At 56.4% G+C, this 17,263-nt stretch carries 15 protein-coding genes, 1 other RNA gene and 1 pseudogene; 8 read left to right on the forward strand and 9 right to left on the reverse strand.

Annotated features, from left to right (window positions below; all coding sequences use genetic code 11):
- Window positions 1-79: 79 nt before the first annotated feature.
- A pseudogene (locus DSM25558_RS24565) lies at window positions 80-3,768 on the forward strand (AsmA-like C-terminal region-containing protein).
- 51 nt (window positions 3,769-3,819) lie between these two features.
- Here DSM25558_RS24565 and DSM25558_RS24570 read toward each other — a convergent pair.
- The 9 genes from DSM25558_RS24570 to DSM25558_RS24610 form a co-directional block, all read right to left on the reverse strand.
- The gene (locus DSM25558_RS24570) at window positions 3,820-4,188 is read right to left on the reverse strand and encodes a hypothetical protein (RefSeq protein ID WP_077107264.1); all 369 of its coding nucleotides are present in this window, start codon (window positions 4,186-4,188) and stop codon (window positions 3,820-3,822) included.
- 225 nt (window positions 4,189-4,413) lie between these two features.
- A complete protein-coding gene (locus DSM25558_RS24575) occupies window positions 4,414-4,623 on the reverse strand; it encodes a ribbon-helix-helix domain-containing protein (RefSeq protein WP_077107265.1) in 210 nt (69 codons plus the stop codon).
- A gap of 196 nt (window positions 4,624-4,819) precedes the next feature.
- The gene (locus DSM25558_RS24580) at window positions 4,820-6,364 is read right to left on the reverse strand and encodes a Do family serine endopeptidase (protein ID WP_077107266.1); all 1,545 of its coding nucleotides are present in this window, start codon (window positions 6,362-6,364) and stop codon (window positions 4,820-4,822) included.
- Between the two features lie 138 nt (window positions 6,365-6,502).
- Window positions 6,503-6,841 carry a DHCW motif cupin fold protein gene (locus DSM25558_RS24585; RefSeq protein WP_077107267.1) on the reverse strand — a complete coding sequence of 113 codons (339 nt, stop codon included), beginning with the start codon at window positions 6,839-6,841 and terminating at the stop codon, window positions 6,503-6,505.
- 122 nt (window positions 6,842-6,963) lie between these two features.
- Window positions 6,964-7,887: a protease modulator HflC gene (gene hflC, locus DSM25558_RS24590; RefSeq protein ID WP_077107268.1), complete on the reverse strand. Its 924-nt coding sequence runs from the start codon at window positions 7,885-7,887 to the stop codon at window positions 6,964-6,966.
- A 1-nt stretch (window position 7,888) separates the two neighbouring features.
- Window positions 7,889-9,040, reverse strand: coding sequence for an FtsH protease activity modulator HflK (gene hflK / locus DSM25558_RS24595; protein WP_077107269.1), 1,152 nt, complete (start codon window positions 9,038-9,040; stop codon window positions 7,889-7,891).
- A 182-nt stretch (window positions 9,041-9,222) separates the two neighbouring features.
- Window positions 9,223-9,927, reverse strand: coding sequence for a dihydrofolate reductase (locus DSM25558_RS24600; protein ID WP_083716647.1), 705 nt, complete (start codon window positions 9,925-9,927; stop codon window positions 9,223-9,225).
- An 83-nt stretch (window positions 9,928-10,010) separates the two neighbouring features.
- On the reverse strand, window positions 10,011-10,805 hold the full coding sequence (locus DSM25558_RS24605; RefSeq protein WP_077107271.1) for a thymidylate synthase: 795 nt from the start codon (window positions 10,803-10,805) through the stop codon (window positions 10,011-10,013).
- 88 nt (window positions 10,806-10,893) lie between these two features.
- Window positions 10,894-11,202, reverse strand: coding sequence for a DUF2853 family protein (locus DSM25558_RS24610; RefSeq protein WP_077107279.1), 309 nt, complete (start codon window positions 11,200-11,202; stop codon window positions 10,894-10,896).
- A 117-nt stretch (window positions 11,203-11,319) separates the two neighbouring features.
- On the opposite strand from DSM25558_RS24610, the gene ssrA reads away from it, so the two are divergent.
- The 7 genes from ssrA to DSM25558_RS24650 all read left to right on the forward strand — a co-directional run bounded on the left by ssrA (window position 11,320) and on the right by DSM25558_RS24650 (window position 16,934).
- Window positions 11,320-11,691, forward strand: a transfer-messenger RNA (tmRNA) gene (ssrA, locus tag DSM25558_RS24615).
- 130 nt (window positions 11,692-11,821) lie between these two features.
- Window positions 11,822-12,328: an SspB family protein gene (locus tag DSM25558_RS24620; protein ID WP_077107272.1), complete on the forward strand. Its 507-nt coding sequence runs from the start codon at window positions 11,822-11,824 to the stop codon at window positions 12,326-12,328.
- Between the two features lie 34 nt (window positions 12,329-12,362).
- A complete protein-coding gene (locus DSM25558_RS24625) occupies window positions 12,363-12,557 on the forward strand; it encodes a DUF4169 family protein (protein ID WP_077107273.1) in 195 nt (64 codons plus the stop codon).
- A gap of 365 nt (window positions 12,558-12,922) precedes the next feature.
- The gene (locus tag DSM25558_RS24635) at window positions 12,923-14,275 is read left to right on the forward strand and encodes an LLM class flavin-dependent oxidoreductase (RefSeq protein WP_077107274.1); all 1,353 of its coding nucleotides are present in this window, start codon (window positions 12,923-12,925) and stop codon (window positions 14,273-14,275) included.
- A gap of 9 nt (window positions 14,276-14,284) precedes the next feature.
- The gene (locus DSM25558_RS24640) at window positions 14,285-15,136 is read left to right on the forward strand and encodes an ABC transporter permease (RefSeq protein WP_077107275.1); all 852 of its coding nucleotides are present in this window, start codon (window positions 14,285-14,287) and stop codon (window positions 15,134-15,136) included.
- 43 nt (window positions 15,137-15,179) lie between these two features.
- Window positions 15,180-16,157 carry an ABC transporter substrate-binding protein gene (locus DSM25558_RS24645; protein WP_077107276.1) on the forward strand — a complete coding sequence of 326 codons (978 nt, stop codon included), beginning with the start codon at window positions 15,180-15,182 and terminating at the stop codon, window positions 16,155-16,157.
- Between the two features lie 9 nt (window positions 16,158-16,166).
- Complete coding sequence (locus DSM25558_RS24650; protein ID WP_077107277.1) at window positions 16,167-16,934, forward strand: ABC transporter ATP-binding protein; 768 nt, start codon at window positions 16,167-16,169, stop codon at window positions 16,932-16,934.
- Window positions 16,935-17,263: the final 329 nt, after the last annotated feature.

Consider the following 17,263-nt stretch of genomic DNA (forward strand, 5'->3'; position numbering starts at 1 on the left):
GACGTGAAACCTGAAATGGCGCTTGCTCTGTCAGGGAAAAAAGATAGTTTTCATCGTCGGTTAAGGGAGACGCGAAGTCGTGCTCGGACGCATATTGGTTATTCTGGGCGGACTGTTGGTCGTAGCGCTGTTTGCAGCGCTGCTTATACCCTATTTCATCGACTGGACGGATTTTCGACGTAACTTCGAAGATCAGGCGAGCCGCATCATCGGCAAGAAGGTCGTCGTACACGGGCGTGTCGAGGCGCGTTTGCTGCCGTTTCCTTCCGTGACGATGCATGACGTGCGCGCCGGTATGGATGCCGATGGTTCGCCGCAAATTCAGGTTGCCCGCTTTTCCATGGATGCGGAGCTGGCACCTTTCCTGTCGGGCGAAGCGCGCATCTTCGACATGCGCATCGAGGAGCCGAAGGCCAAGATCAGACTTTTGAAGGACGGCACGCTGGATTGGACCCGCGGAAGCCGTGCGGTCATTCCTGCAAAAACCGTCGTTCTGGAAAATGTCAGCATCGAAGGCGGGCAGATCGAATTCATCGACGAGCAATCCGGCCGCAACCGCACCGTTACGGGGCTGACGGCCGATATGTCGGCAAAGTCTCTCGCCGGTCCATGGCGGGCGGATGGCCGGGCGGCAGTCGATGGCCATGCCGGTTCGTTTTCTCTTTCCAGCAGCGAGCCGGATTCTGCCGCCGGGCGCATGGGCCTTCGTCTTCGCATGTTGCCGGATGAACATCCTGTCGAGATCGATCTGGATGGCGCGATTGCAGCAACGGAAGGCCGCCCGTCTATAGCGGCTCGTTCACCTTCAATTTCCGCCAGGACGACAAGCAGAAGCAGCAGAACGCCCAGCCGATGGTTTCAGCGCCGCGCACTCGCGGCAGCTTCGAGCTGACCAACGGGCGTGTACGTGTGCCAAGCTATCGCATGGAGTTGGGCGGCACTGAAAACCCCTATGTCATCACCGGTGAAGCAACGCTCGACACGGGCACGGCACCTGAGTTTCTGTTGACGGCCGATGGCCAGCAGATCGATTTCAACCGTTTTGCGCCAGCACAGGTACAGACGGGCAAGACGTCACGCGTGCCGACGGTTCCCGTGCGTCAGCGCATCGAGGCCTTTGCGAGCCTGATTGCCCGCATTCCGGTGCCGCAGGTTCCCGGCAAGGCCAGCATTCGGCTTCCGGCGCTTGTCTCTGATGACACGACCATCCGCGATATCCGTCTGGATGTTCGACCCAACGGTGCAGGCTGGCAGGTTGAAAATGCGGTTGCCGTGTTGCCTGGTCGCACACAGCTCGAGGCAAAGGGTTCTCTGACGCTGACCGGTGGTCCGGCGTTCAATGGCGATCTGCTGGTCGCCTCCAATCAACCATCCGGTCTTGCCAACTGGCTGTCCGGCACGGTCGATCCGGCGATCCGACAACTGAACGCTGCCGGCTTTTCGTCTACGGTGTCGTTGACGACGCAGGCCCAGCGTTTTGAAAATCTCGAGCTTGCCATTGGGCAGGCAACACTCCACGGGCGTCTGGAGCGCCAGTCCATCGACAAGGGTGCAAGCATCGATATCGATCTTGCCGGTGACGAAATCGATATCGATGCCCTGCGGGCACTGGGCGGTCTCGTGCTTGGCGATCAGGTCGGTAGCTCCATAATGGACCACCGCATTGCGGCAAAGTTCAAGGCCGACCGTTTCAATATGGCTGGCGTGACCGCCAACCGCGTGGAAACCGCCTTCACCATGGCAGGCGGCGTTCTGTCTCTGGATACGATGACGGCAGGTGACATTGCCGGTGCAGAAGTGCGAGCCAAAGGCCAGTTGAAAGGCTCGCTCAAGGAGTTTGCGGGCAAGGGCACCGTCAATCTTCATGCGACGGACATGCAGCCGGTTTTCGATTTGCTGCGCCAGAAATTGCCATCCCATCCGGCCCTGGACCGTCTCGTCAGAAGTGCGCCCTGGTACGCGAATTCCGATATCGCAGTGGACCTCTCGGTCGATAGCAATGCGGGCGGGGCGAACGCGGCCGTATCAGGCACCATCAACGGCAGCCGTGTCTCCGCCGTGGCCAAGCTGCCCGACGTTCTCTCTGACAATGACGATACCGCGCTGACGCTGGAAGCGGTGTTGAAGAACCAGTCGACAGCCATTCTCTTCGGACAGGCCGGACTTGATCCATTGCCGTTCGATGCAGACGGCGAGGGGTTGTTGTCGCTGAAGCTCAACGGTTCGCTGGGCTCGCCGGTACAGACCGATTTCCGGTTCTCGACGGAGCGCACGCATTTTTCCGCGAATGGAAGTTTCTCTCTGAAGGCCGCGAATTTCGCAGAGGGTAATGCGGACGTCGCGCTGGAAAGCGCCGATATCGAGCCTTATCTCATCATGAACGCCGTCGGATTGCCGCAACTGGGTGGTGGCATGTCGACCAAGGCCAATGCCAAGCTTTCCGTGGATAAGGACAAAGCCACATTCGCCAATCTTTCGGGGCAGGCGGGCGGCAATGCTTTTTCCGGCAATATGTCCGTTCTGAAGGCCGCTCCCTACAAGGTGACGGGCGATCTTTCGCTGAATAACATCGATCTCGCCTGGCTGGGTGATACGATTTACGGGCCGGTCATCGACCCGGAAACCGGCGCGCTTAGCGCTAAGCCGGTTTCGCTTCCGGCCTTTCCCAAGCTCGATGCTTCCGTGAACGTCAAAGCTGCCAATTTCGATACGGGTTCTTTCGGCACTGCCACCGGTCTGTCCTTTGCGTTCAACCACGCAAATGGAATGCTGTCGCTTGATAATATGGCGGGCGACTGGATGGGGGGCAAAGTGTCCGGCCGCCTGTCCATGGCGACGGGCGAGGGGGCAGGCATCTTCCGCACCAAGATTGCCGTTTCCGCCGCCAATCCTGAATCCGTGATGTGGAAGAGCGGCGAGACACCTGTCGCAAGCGGCCGTTTCGCATTGGATCTGACAGCGGAAGCGACAGGCAAAAGCATGAGCGAGCTTCTGTCTTCGGCAGGCGGCTCCGGTGAAATCCGCACTAGCGGGCTGGTTCTGCGCGGGTTGAACCAAGCTGCGTTCCAGCCGTGGCTCAAGGCGGCAAACGACATTCAAGGCTCGATCGATGCAGCGAAGGTTCGCCCGCTGGTCGACGCTGAACTCTGGAAGGGCGAAATCCCGCTGGGTGAAGTCGCCATGCCGTTTACACTTGGCGATGGAAGTCTGCGTATGCAGAATGTCGCGGCCAAGACACCGCAGCTGTCTTTCAATGGCGATCTCGCTCTTGATCTCGCAGGCGACACGATGACAGGCGGCATCGATCTGCTGTTCAATCCCGGTACGGAAGAACTGGCAGGTGCTGAACCCTCGATCCGGCTGAACTACACAGGTCCGTTGGCCAAGCCCGCGCTGACAACCGATGTCTCGGGTCTGACGGCCTATCTTTCCATGCGGTCCTTCGAGCGCGAACGCCGCCGCGTCGAGGCATTGCAGGCCAGCATTATGGAAAAGCAACGCCTGCGCCGTGAAGTGGCTCTCTACCGCTTCCAGGCAACCGAACGGCAGGCTGCACTCGAACGTGCGGCGGCAGCGGAGCAGATGCGCAAGCAAGAAGAAGATCATTTGCGCGCAATGGCGCAAGAACGGTTAGAGGCCGAAAAAGCATCTCAGGAACGATTGAAGCGTCAGCAGGAAGCGCAGCCCAAACCGCAACCCGACCCGGTGCTGACCGTCCCTCCAACCGGCGATCTCTTCCGCCAGCCCTCTAATACTGCAACCCCATGACGGTAGACATAGAGGACTGAGCTGGTCAGTCCTCGTTTCGGATGTTGCTCATCAGAGCCACATTTCGCGGCTTCCAAATGGAGTATCTTCCGCGAAGTTTTTTGTTCCGATCCTCTCGCTTTCACCTGAAAGAGTTTTTTCCTCGTCGATATCCTTTGTTCCTTCAGGCTTCGCGGGGGCCTCGGTTTGGGTCGAAGATGTTGTTTTGGTTGTCTGAAGCGCCTTAAGCTCTGCCTGCAATTCCGCGATTGCACTTTTTAGTGCCTCGGCATCGTCCTTATCTTCCGTTTTCGCGAGTTCGGATTGCTTTAAGGCAATTTTTGCGTTCAACGCAGCGACATCTGCCGACGATAATGATGTCGTAGATGCGGATGATAGAACTGTAGAAGCTGTTGATGAGCCGGAAACGGCGGTGACCATGAAAATAACCTTTTAAATATTTGAACGCGGTCAAAGGAAAAGCGGATAATTCTTTAATTTGGAGAATTCATCTATCTTGGATAGAGAGATAATATTAATAAATTTTGTTCACGGAGCTACGATTTCTGGCGAACATGGTTTCGCGGGCATCCGCATGGTGGGCGAAACATGCAGCCTTGATAAATACCAAAACTCTGGTGATGTTCATTCTTGAAAATGGCTTCGCTATTGGCTCTTCAACCAGTTGAGCACATAAACACGCAACGATGATGAAAGATTGCTGCCTTCGGGACGCTTATCGTCGATTTCTGCCAGCAACGCGGCGAAGCTGATTTTTCGCTTTTCGGCGATGATGCGCAACTCGTCCCAGAAGGCATCTTCGAGAGAGATGCTGGTGCGGTGGCCGTGGAGGGTGGTGGAGTGCTTGCGGATCAACTCTGTGGCTTTCCAAACTGATTCAACGTGCTGTCAGTTTGATTCAGGGTTCGTGCCTAAGCGTATGTTTTTGAATCTGCTTCACTCTGCTAGCGTTCAGTAACGCCCTCCCTCCCGGGTAGGTTCCGCCGTCGGTTCATCTCCCGGTAAAGGCGAGGCGGGAATTTCCCGCCTCATTTTGCAACGGCCACTGAAACTATTCGAGTGGAACCGCGACGAAGCGCAGGTTGCCCTGGGCGTCTGCAACCATCATGTGGGCGTTCTTACGGCCGGCGGATTTCAGGCCGTTGACGCGTACCAGCACATCGCCGGGGACTTCCATGAAATCCTGTCCGACTTCGACAATTACATCGCCTGGCTTGACGCCCTTCTGCTCGGCAACCGAGCCCGGCTCGACGTTGGCCACCAAGACACCTTCGACGCTTTCTGCGATGCCTTTTTCGGTGCGCAGTTCAGCGGTCAGGGCTACGAGATTCATGCCCAGAACGGTCTGGGGAGCTTCGCGCTCTTCCGATGGTTGCTGCTGTTCCGGCTGGTCCTTGCCGTTTTCATTGGGCTCAGCCATCTCGCCGTCGTCAGGCATCGCATCGTCACTACCGGCACCGGGCTGCTGTTCTTCGGCGCTATCCTGCAATTGGCCAAGCTTGACCTTCACAGTCTGCTCCTTGCCGTCGCGCAGAACCACGACGTCGACTTCCTTGCCGACCGGGCTTTCCGCGACGACGCGGGGCAGGTCGCGCATTTCGTGGATGTCCTTGCCATCGAAGGTCAGCACCACGTCACCCGGCTGGATCGGTCCGTTTTCGACCGGACCGCCCTTTACGACGCCTGAAATCAGTGCGCCGCGGGCCGCGTCCATGCCAAGGCTTGCGGCAATGTCGTCGGTGACGGGCTGAACGCGAACGCCCAACCAGCCGCGCCGTGTCTCACCGAATTCGATCAGTTGCTGGACGATGTTCTGCGCAAGCTCTGTCGGTACGGAAAAGCCGATGCCGATGGAGCCGCCGCTTGGCGAGATGATGGCCGTGTTGATGCCGATAACCTCGCCCTTCATGTTGAACAGCGGGCCACCGGAGTTGCCCTTGTTGATGGCGGCATCGGTCTGAATGAAGTTGTCGTAGGGGCCAGCATTGATATTACGGCCGCGCGCTGAAACGACGCCGACGCTGAGTGAGCCGCCGAGACCGAAGGGGTTGCCCACGGCCATGACCCAGTCCCCGATGCGCATGGCACGGGAATCGCCAAACTTGACGGCTTTCAACGGCGCTTTCGGCTCGACTTTCAGAACCGAAAGGTCGGTCTTGGTGTCGGTGCCGACAAGCTTTGCTTTCAGCTTGTTGCCATTGGGGAAAATGACTTCGATATCATCGGCACCTTCGATGACGTGGTTGTTGGTGACGACGTAACCAGCGGGATCGATGACGAAACCGGAGCCCAGCGAACTGACCTTGCCGCCATTGTCGGGTTTCTGATTGTCGAAATAATCCTTGAAGAATTCCTGAAAGGGAGAGCCTTCGGGAATCTTCGGCGGGGTAGGGCCTTTGCCTTCAGCCTTCACGCTTTGCGACGTCGAGATATTCACCACCGCATCCATAAGTGGGGCGGCGAGATCTGCAACCGATGCAGGGCCATTGCTCTGCGCTCTTGCGCTGACCGGAACAGCGAGCCCGCCTGCGATGATCGCAAGTCCCGCCATGGCGGCGATGCTGCTGCGGAGAGGCGAAAGAGTGGTGACGGGCATACGGCGTCCTCGTATCTTGCAAACTTGGCTTCAAGTTTAATAGCCAAGCATAAGGCGGAATGATGAAGCGTAGAAATACCTTTTTGTGATTGAGGCACAAATCCCGTTGTTCATCCACGACTAAAGCGTGGCGATGCTTCACAAAGAGCAATCAACGATGAAAAGTCTGGCTCCCGATGTGGTCGAGGAGCGGTGCGGCTCGGCATTATCGGCCACTTGATAGCTCATGCCAGCTTTGAGTACGAAGGTGCGACCGTCGTCCAATTCGGTGTTCAGTTCGCCGTCCAGACACAGCAGAATATGGCCTTTGGTACACCAGTGATCGGCAAGATATCCCGGCGTGTACTCCACCATGCGAACGCGGATATTGCCGAAATGGCGTGTGCGCCATGTAGCACTTCCGGTCTCGCCCGCATGGTGCGTCGGCTCGACCTCCGACCAGTCCGTGGTGCCGAATGGTATCTCGCTGATGTTCAACACTCTCTCCGTAACGTTAAAAAATCGATTTTCTTATGCAAGACGATCCGTTCGATACGCCAGCGCAAAATAGCAAAAGGGCCGGTGTTTCCACCGGCCCTTTTCATTCAATATTATCGACCTCAGTTCGCCGGAGCAGCGGGTGCTGCTGGCGGTGTTGGCCGCGGGGATGCGCCGTTGATATCGTTGAAATAACGGAAGAACGGCGAGTCCGGAGATAGAACCAGCGTGGTGCCTGTACCTGTCAGGGCGCTGGCATAGGCGCTCATCGAGCGGTAGAACTCGAAGAAGCTTGGATCGCGCTGGAAGGCTTCACCGAATATCCGGTTGCGTTCCGCGTCGCCTTCACCGCGAAGGACTTCTGACTGACGGCTGGCGTCGGATTCCAGCTCGACAACCTGACGGTCGGCAATAGCACGACGACGCTGTGCTTCTTCGTTACCACGGGCGCGGATCAGTTCCGCCTCTGCCAGTCTTTCGGAACGCATCCGCTTGAACGTGTCGAGCGACACTTCCTGCGTAAGATCGGTGCGACGAATGCGAACGTCCACGATGCTGAGGCCGAGAGATTCCGCATCTGGACGCAGATCGTCACGAACTTCCTGCATCATCGAGGCGCGTGCGTCGGACAGTGCAGATTCGAAACCACGCAGACCGTAGACGCGACGCAACGACGCATCGAGACGGGTCCGCAGACGAAGCTCTGCGGATTCCTGGTCACCCGCATTCATCAGGAAGCGGCGCGCATCGGTGATGCGATAGACGAGGAAAGCATCGACTTCGTAGAACTTGCCGCCTGAGACCTGCGCACGGATGTTATCGTAATCGAGCCGGAGAGCCCGCTTTTCGATATATTGCACCCGGTCCGCCTGCATGAAGGGGAAGGGCAGTTTGAAGTAGATACCCGGTTCGCTTTTCACGTCGTGAATTTCGTTGAACCGCAGGACGACAGCCTGCTGGCGCTCGTTCACGACGAAGGTGGAGAAGTAACCGAGGAACAGAAGCACGGCGAAGCCGATGAGGACGGATGTAAGACGATTGCTCATATCAGTTGCCTCCCCGCGGTGCCGCATTGGGGTTGTTACGCATCAACTCATTAAGAGGCAAATACGGCATCACGCCCTGCTTTTCATCGATGATGATCTTGTTGGATCCCTTGAGAACCTGCTCCATCGTTTCGATGAACATGCGCTGACGGGTTACTTCCGGCGCGCTGCTATACTGATCGTAGATCGAGATAAAGCGCTGGGCTTCGCCCTGTGCCTCGTTGACGACACGGCTCTTGTAACCGTTTGCCTCTTCGACGATCTGGGCTGCCTGACCACGCGCCGCACCAAGCTTCTGGTTGGCGTACTGGTTGGATTCCTGGACGAAACGGTCTTCGTCCTGCTCGGCACGCTGTACCTCGTCAAAGGCGTCGGCAACTTCACGCGGTGGTGCCGCGTCTTCGATGGCGACTGCATTGACGGAAATGCCAGCGCCGTAGCCATCCATGGTGTTCTGGATGATGGTCCGCACATCGGCAGCGATCTGCTGACGGTTGTCGCGGAAAATATCCTGGGCTGGACGACGTCCGACGATTTCACGCATCGCGCTTTCGGAAACCTGTTGCAGGGTTTCGCTCGGCGCTTCCACGTTGAACAGGTAGGACTTGGCATCTGTGATGGAATAAAGAACGGAGAACTGAACATTCACGATGTTCTGGTCACCCGTCAGCATCACACCCGTAGACGCAGCATTCGTGGTCGAGCCCGTTGGCCGCGCGCCGATGTTCAGCTGCTGTTCTCTGATCTTGACGATTTCGACGGTTTCGATCGGCCACAGCAGGAAGTGAAGACCCTGACCTGACACGACGTCCTTCGGCTTGCCGAAGCGCAGCTCTACGCCACGTTCATCCGGCTGCACGGTGTAGACTGACTGAATGCCGACAAAGGCTAGAACGATGAGAACCAGAATGGCGATAACGCCACCATTGACGCCGCCCGGAAGCACGTTTCTAAAACGGTCCTGACTGCGACGGATGATTTCTTCCAAATCGGGCGGGCCACCATTGCCGCCACCACCGCCACCACGTGGACGGTTCGGTCCCTGGCCCCAAGGTCCACCTTGGTTATTTCCCCCACCGCCGCCGTTGTTGCCGCCGCCGCCCCAAGGGCCACCGCCGCCACCGCCGCCACCATTCTGATTGCTCCAGGGCATCCATACCTCTTATGCTAAAAACTCTCCCGCTTCCTCTCAAACAGGCTTTCGCATGTCAGGCGGGAATATAGGTCAGTTATAAGTAGGAGAGCGGTCTGTTTCAACGCAGAGGCGGTAACTTAATACCCAATCACGGTAAATAGTTCGATACACGCATCCGCAACTTGATCTAAGGTACGAATCTAATCGAAAAAATCCAGCTGGGCAGCGTCGTCCTCGTTGATCCCCCTGAACTTGAGCTCGTATTGCTCCCAGAATTTTTCGATATCAGGTGCTCTGCCCATGAGCTCTTCCTTAACGCGATATCTATGCTCTGGTACTCGGCGCCTGTATTCGGTGACGCGGAATGGGAACTCGTCAAATTCCGACTTCTTATATTCCTCTTCTTTTTTTATAATCCACTCGGACCTTTTATTGCCCTTGCGTGCGTCGAAGTTTATTTCAAATTTTGCGTCGCCGTTGATATGTCCGCAAAATACGTCTGTAACAAATATCCTGTTTAATAAGTGATGGAAGACAGAGTAGATTTGCTCTCCCCCGATAACAAAAAATTCCATTTTTCCAGAAATTATGGAATCGATATCCGCTAAAAATAGAGCGGTGTGTGGGTCTCGCGCCCATTTCAAGCCTTTAAATTCCTTAAGAAATTCTGGCTCCGTTCGCGATAAGATGATGTTCGATCTGTTCGGGAGAGGTTTCCCAATCGATTCAAAGGTCTTTCGACCCATGATCACAGCGTGTCCTTGAGTTCTTTTTTTGAAGAGCTGCAGATCAGTTCTTAAATGCCAGGGAAGAGTATTTTCGATCCCGATTATTTGATCAGGATAGCTCCGCGCCACGATCGAGGCGACCGAAGGCATCCTAACTCTGGGAGGGTTTTTTTTCATTATATAAACGCACCAGACAATGCTTCATTTCGAAGGTGATTGCTTAGTGCGCCGATACCGATGGAGCAAGGCGATTTTTGCTATTATACAGCAATCGGTGCCTTGATGGAGGCATCGGCCTCGTAATGTTCCAGCGTGAAGTCCTCGAACTTGAAATCGAAAATGCTGGTGACATCAGGGTTGAGCCGCATGGTCGGCAGCGCTTTTGGTGTGCGCTTCATTTGCAACTCGGCCTGCTCGAAATGGTTCGAATAGATATGAGTGTCACCCAGTGTGTGGACGAAGTCGCCAGGCTTGAGGCCAGTGACCTGCGCCACCATTAGCGTCAGCAGTGCATAGGACGCAATGTTAAACGGTACGCCGAGGAAGATATCGGCCGAACGCTGGTAGAGCTGGCAGGACAGCTTTCCGTCCGCGACATAAAACTGGAACAGGCAATGGCAGGGTGGCAGCGCCATATCATCCACCAGCGCAGGGTTCCAGGCAGATACGATATGGCGGCGGGAGTTCGGATTGGTTTTCAACCCTTCGATCAGAAGTGCGATCTGGTCGATATGGTTGCCATCCGGCGCTGGCCAGGAGCGCCACTGCGCGCCGTAGACCGGGCCGAGATCGCCGTTCTCATCTGCCCATTCGTCCCAGATGGAGACGCCATTTTCCTTGAGATAGGCAATGTTCGTCTCACCCTTCAGGAACCACAACAGCTCGTGAATGATGGAGCGCAGGTGGAGCTTCTTGGTGGTGAGAACCGGAAAGCCTTCCGACAGGTCGAAACGCATCTGGTAACCGAAAACAGAGCGCGTACCCGTGCCGGTGCGGTCGCCACGATTGGTGCCGTTTTCCATCACATGCGCAAGAAGGTCGAGATATTGCTTCATATCAGTCCGCCGCCGATTCTTTGTAAGCGCTTATTATAGGCTTTTGCGGCGGCGGAACCAGTGTCGGGAGTGGGCTCGCCCACAGAAATCAGATGGTTTCGAGCTTATCGAGGTGTTTGGCCACGAGATAATAGAAGGTCACGCGTGATTTCGTGCGATCCGCCTTCATGGCGGCGACGGTTTCTTCCACGGCCTTGTCGGCATCGGGACCGGTTACGCCAAGCTTCTTGCCGATCCAGTTCGTCTTTACCCGTTCAAGCTCTTCCGGGTCTGAGGACGACACGAGCGACGAATCGCGATTGCGCAGGGCGATGCCCAGATGCTTTACGATTTTGTTCACCACCGCCTCATCAGCATTGGCGTCGTATATTTTCACGTCTGTAAGATAGTCCGTCATGTCCTCTCCTCTCCGCGTTATACGGCGCTTGTTAAGGTGCCGCTTGATAAGCAGAATGTGCCAACCGCGTTGCTCCGTCAAGAATTGCGCGCAACCTTTCATGGAATTGTCATCCAACCCCTTTTCTCTGCGACATTAAACGCCTATATGACCCTTGCCGGATGCAAATCCGGATATGGCGATAAACGGTCGATGGAATAAGCCTATTGGACCCGGGGGCGGTACCCGGCGCCTCCACCAAAAACCGGCGACTTCTTTGGAAGGGCCGGCTTTTGATGGGGGCGAAATAGGATCGACAAGGGTGTAAAGATCGAACTTTTGCTCGGCATGATACCGCCGTTATCGGGTCACAAGTGTAGTTGCAAATGACAACAACGCTAAGGAATACGCTCTCGCTGCCTAATGGCGGTGTGGGAATTCCGACTTAAGCCCTTACGGTTAGCCCCGTAAGGCGGGGTTCGGAGGTACCTGGCAACAGAAACCTCCACCTTCTCCATTTCGCCTGAATTGGCTATAAAGATGAAATGACTCGGGCGACGCGGGGCTTTTCCGTTGCTGCGATGTAAGACATTGCGTATACTTTGTTAAAAGACGTTCGAATAAGGAAAGACAGGACCGCATGGGGCAGGATCATATCCGTTACGACATTCTCGCACAGGATGCCCTTCGCGGCGTTATTCGCAAGGTATTGAGCGAAGTCGCAGCCACCGCGCGGCTGCCCGGTGACCACCACTTTTTCATTACCTTTTTGACCGGCGCGCCGGGTGTGCGCATCTCGCAGCACCTCAAGGCCAAATATGCCGAGCAGATGACCATCGTCATCCAGCACCAGTTCTGGGACATGAAGGTGACGGAAACGCAGTTCGAAATCGGTCTGTCCTTCTCGGATACGCCTGAAAAGCTGGTTGTTCCCTTCAATGCCATCCGCGGGTTCTACGATCCTTCGGTGAACTTCGAACTCGAATTCGATGTTCCCCTGGCGGAAGAAGAGGAAGTCGTGGAAGCGGAAATCACCGCATATCCAGCGCCTGCCGAAAACAAGGTCGCTTCGACCGACGACAAGCCTGACGAAGAGAAGAAGGCCGGTTCGGTCGTTTCTCTGGACGCTTTCCGCAAGAACAAGTGATTGCCAAACGCATTGGCGCAGACGGGAGATAATCGTGACCGGCGGTGTCGTGAATCTGCGTCAGTTTCGCAAGCAGAAGGCTCGCGATGAGAAGGAAAAGCAGGCGGAGCAAAACCGCCTGACCTTCGGCCGCACCAAGGCCGAAAAGAACCTCACCTCCGCTTTGAACGACAAGGCCGCCCGTGAGCTGGACCAGGGCAAGCTGGATAAGGGTGATGGGGACGAGTAGGTTTCTCCCCTCATTCCTGTGCTTGTCACAGGATTCCAGGTGCCGCGCGTCTGCGCGGCGAGGCCCTTTTCTCAGCCCAAAGACTTGGGCTGACTAGATTCCTGTGACGAGCACAGGAATGAGGACGGCATGGATATTAAAAACTCCAAACAACACCCCTTTGCAATTATTTTCCGTTTACAGCGAAATGCGCAAATATCATTCCGCTGACCGTGCAACAACGCAATCTATTTTCTATACGGAAATAATAGACAATGTAGGCTTCTTCCATATCAAGCAGGCACCGTTTCTGCTGAGCGCGTCTCGGCAATCGGCTGGAAAACGTTTTCCTTTCAATTGCTTGCAGGACCATATGGGAGAAGGACATGGCGCGAAAAATTAGGCTGGGGGCTTTTTTGCCGGGTGGTGGACAGCACATCGCTGCGTGGCGACACCCGGATCAACCCACCGATGGCGCGCTCAGCCTCGAGTTTCACAAGCAACTGGCGCTGACTGCCGAACGTGGCCTTTTCGATGCCTATTTTCTCGCTGACAATCTGGCAATTGGTTATGGCGGCGCGCGGGAAGGAGGCAATGCCCGTGTGGCGGGTTTTGAACCGACGACCCTGTTTTCCGCACTTGCCCCTTTCACCAAAAACCTCGGCTTTATCGCCACATCCTCCACGACATATGAAGAGCCCTATACGACCGCTCGCAAATTCGCGTCGCTCGATCTGATCTCCGGTGGTCGTGCAGGCTGGAATGTGGTGACCACCACGGGTGATCCGACGGCACAGAATTTCAATCGGCAGACTCAGCTGCCGCATGCCGACCGCTATCGACGTGCGGCCGAGCATGTGGATGTCGTCAAAGCGCTCTGGGACAGTTTCGAGGATGATGCGTTTACGCGCGACGTGGAGAGCGGCGTCTTTTACGAACCTTCCAAACTGCATGAAGCGAATTATCGCGGCGAATATTTTCAGGTTCGTGGCCCGCTCAACGTGTCTCGCTCCCCGCAGGGACATCCGGTCATCGTGCAAGCTGGTCAGTCGGATGATGGACGTGGTCTTGCGGCACAGACCGCCGAGGTCATATTCACCGCGCATCAGCACATCGATACCGCGCAGGAGTTTTACCGCGACATCAAGGCAAGGGCGCGAGGCTTTGGCCGTGATCCCAACCACATTCTCGTCATGCCCGGCGTTTCGCCTTTTGTTGGGCGCACCCTCGCGGAAGCACAGGAAAAATACGAGCAACTGACATCGCTGATTCTTGAGGAAGATGGAGTTGGCCTGCTCAACGGTCTGACGGGCGGAACGCTTGATCTGACCGGGTATGATCTCGACGGGCCGCTTCCGACAGCGCCGCCGACCGAAGGCATGAAGAGCCGTCAGGCTCTCATTCGCAAGATCGCCGACGAGAACAATTTCAGCATTCGCCAGCTTTATCAGTGGGTCGCGTCTGCGCGCGGTCACTTCACCATCGTCGGCACGCCTGAGACGATCGTGGACACGTTGCAGGAATGGTTCGAGAACGAGGCTGCGGATGGCTTCAACATTCTGCCGCCATGGCTTCCGACGGCGCTCGATGATTTCGTCGATCTCGTCATTCCCGAACTGCAGCGACGCGGCCTGTTCAGAACCGAATATGAAGGTACGACACTGCGCGAAAATCTGGGCCTGCCATTTCCCGTCAACCGCTGGACTGCCGCACGTTCGGTCGTTCAGGCAGCAGAGTGAGACGCGACGATGTCATTTGAAGATGCGAAAGCCATTCTGCCGAGATCACTTGAATATCGACAGACGGAAAACCGTGCGCTGGCGGTGGGTCAGATCGTGCGTGGCGTGATCGGGCCGTTCCTCTCCCGCTACGGTCTTGTGCTCAGCTTTTTGGCCGCCTGGCAGATTTCCAGCGTTTTCGGCTGGATCAACCCGGCGGTGTTCCCTCCGCTCGACGCTATCATCGGCGCGCTTTGGAAAGGCATTTCCAGCGGGGCTTTGATCGATGATATCGGCATCAGTCTGCAACGTGCAGGCATCGCCTTTGCCGCGGCTGTCATCATCGGTATTCCGTTGGGTCTGTTCATGGGGCAGGTGGCGGCTGTGGAGCGCGCGCTCGATCCGCTGTTGCAGTTCTTTCGCCAGACATCGGCGCTTGCGCTGTATCCGGTTTTCATTCTGCTGCTGGGACTTGGTGAGGCGTCGAAGGTTTTCGTGATCTTCTGGGCGACCCTGTTTCCTATCCTCCTGTCCACGATTGGTGGCGTCAAGGAAGTGGACGGCAAGCTGATCGAGATGGCGCGAACCTACGGTGCCGGTCCGCTCACCATTTTCCGGCGCGTCGTTCTGCCTGCCTCCGTACCCGCAATCTTCGTCGGCCTGCGACTGTCTGCGACCACGGCCTTGCTGCTTCTGATCGCTGCTGAAATGATCGGTGCCAATAAGGGTATCGGTTTTCAGGTCATGAATGCGCAGTATAATTTCCAGATCCCGCTGATGTTTGCCGCCATTCTTCTTCTGGCGCTGCTGGGGCTGGCGGCCAATGCGGTGCTGGTTCTTCTGCAACGCAAGCTTTGTCGCTGGTCGCAGCCTTCGCAGTGATGCCTATCAGCTAAACACATTCTCTTTCTCAAAGGAAAAATCCATGAGCTTTCATTCTCGTAAGCTATTGCTTTCGGCTGCCGTGATTTTCGGTTTCGCCACCGCCGCGTCTGCCGCCGAAGAGGTCAAATTCCGCTATCTCGCAACCCAGGGCGGCCTTGCTGCCCAGGAACTGGCCCAGGAGCTCGGCTATTTCAAAGGCACCGGTGTCACTTTGGAAAATGTCGGCTATGCCACGGGTGGTCCGGCTTCCCTGTTTGCGCTGGCATCCGGTGATGTCGAGATCGGCAGTGCCGCAACTGCTGCCGTTTTGAACTCCATCATCGGCGGTAATGATTTCGTGGCCGCTTTTCCGTCGAACGGTATCAATGACGAGGTTCAGTCGGTTTTTTATGTTTTGGACGACAGCCCGATCAAGGATATCAAGGACATCGCTGGTAAGACGATTGCGGTCAATACACTTGGCGCGCATCTGGACTACACCATCCGAGAAGCCCTACACTCGGTGAACCTGCCGACGGATGCGGCAAAGCCGGTCGTCGTGCCGGGTCCACAGCTCGAGCAGGTCCTACGCTCCAAGCAGGTGGACATTTCCGCTTTCGGTTACTGGCAGACGACGTTTGAAGGCAAGGCCAAGGCCGCTGGCGGCATTCGTCCGATCTTCGACGATACCGATGTGCTTGGTGACATCGCTGGTGGCTTCATCGTTTTGCGCCGCGATTTTACCAAAAAGCATCCTGAAGCCTCGAAAATCTTCGTTGAGCAGTCGCAGCGCGCTCTCGATTACGCGCGCGAGCACCCGGAGGAAACGAAGAAGATTTTTGCAAAGGCGCTCGAAGAGCGCGGTGAAAACCCAGACATTGCGCAATACTTCCGGGGTTACGGCGTGCGCCCGGGTGGCAAGGCCGTGGACCGCGATCTGCAGTTCTGGATCGACATTCTGACCCGTGAAGGCAAGATCAAGGAAGGCCAGATCACGGCCAAGAGCATTCTCTACGCGCCTGAAACAGCCAGCAACTGAGGACGCAGCATGACGCAAGCGCAAGCCGTTCGCGGGGAGGTGGCGATCCGCCATCTCTCCAAGTCCTACCACCTGAACGGCAAGCCGCTTCAGGTTCTGAAAGACATCAATCTCAAGATCGTGCCCGGCGAAAGCCTCGCTATCGTCGGTGCCAGCGGATCGGGCAAGACAACGCTTCTGCGCGTTCTGGCGGGATTGGAACAGGCTGATAGCGGCGACGTGCTGATCGACGGACACGCCGTGCATGGCGTCGGATCTGAACGGGCGGTGATTTTCCAGGAACCTCGTCTGCTGCCATGGCTGACCGTTCTTGAAAACGTGTCCTTCGGGCTGGAAACCCAAGGCGTTGTGAAAGCCGAGGCAAAAACGAGAGCGCAGCGCTATATCAATCTCGTCGGCCTCCAGCAGTTCGAAACGGCCTATCCGCGACAGCTTTCCGGCGGCATGGCACAGCGTGTCGGCATTGCCCGCGCACTGGCCGTACAGCCTGAAATCCTGCTCCTCGATGAACCGCTCGGCGCACTCGATGCTATGACGAAAATCAGCATGCAGCAGGAACTGGCGCGCATCTGGCGCGAAGAGGACGTGACCACCGTTCTCGTGACCCATGATCTGGAAGAGGCGATCTATCTCGCCGACCGCATCCTCATCCTTCCGCGTGAAAAGGGTGCACAGCCGAGAATCATCGATATCGATCTGCCCCGCCCACGCGACCGCAGCTCACCGGCCTTCGTACGCCAGCGCGAGGAATTGTTGCAGGTGTTCGGTTTGCATTGAGGGGTGGGCGCTTCATCCAGCCTCCGTCATCCCGCACTTGTGTGGACGAAATGTGGTTTACTTGTTGCATTGACCGGGATGCGCATCCCGGTCAATGCAGGCAGGAGGCCGTATTTCCGCACCGGTTTGAAAGAGCCGACATCAAGCAAGGCCCTGCCTGCTCCCTTTAACCCCGAACGGTTGATCGGGCTTTCGCCCGCACCACAAGACTGGGAGCAAGGCCATGATACAGGAACTTACCGTTGTTGGTATCGACATTTCCAAAGCCCGCTTCGATGTCTGCGCGTATCCTGCGGGAAAGCACTGGAGTACAAGCAGTTCACCGGAGC

Source organism: Agrobacterium sp. DSM 25558 (assembly GCF_900100825.1).
Taxonomy (GTDB): Bacteria; Pseudomonadota; Alphaproteobacteria; order Rhizobiales; family Rhizobiaceae; genus Agrobacterium.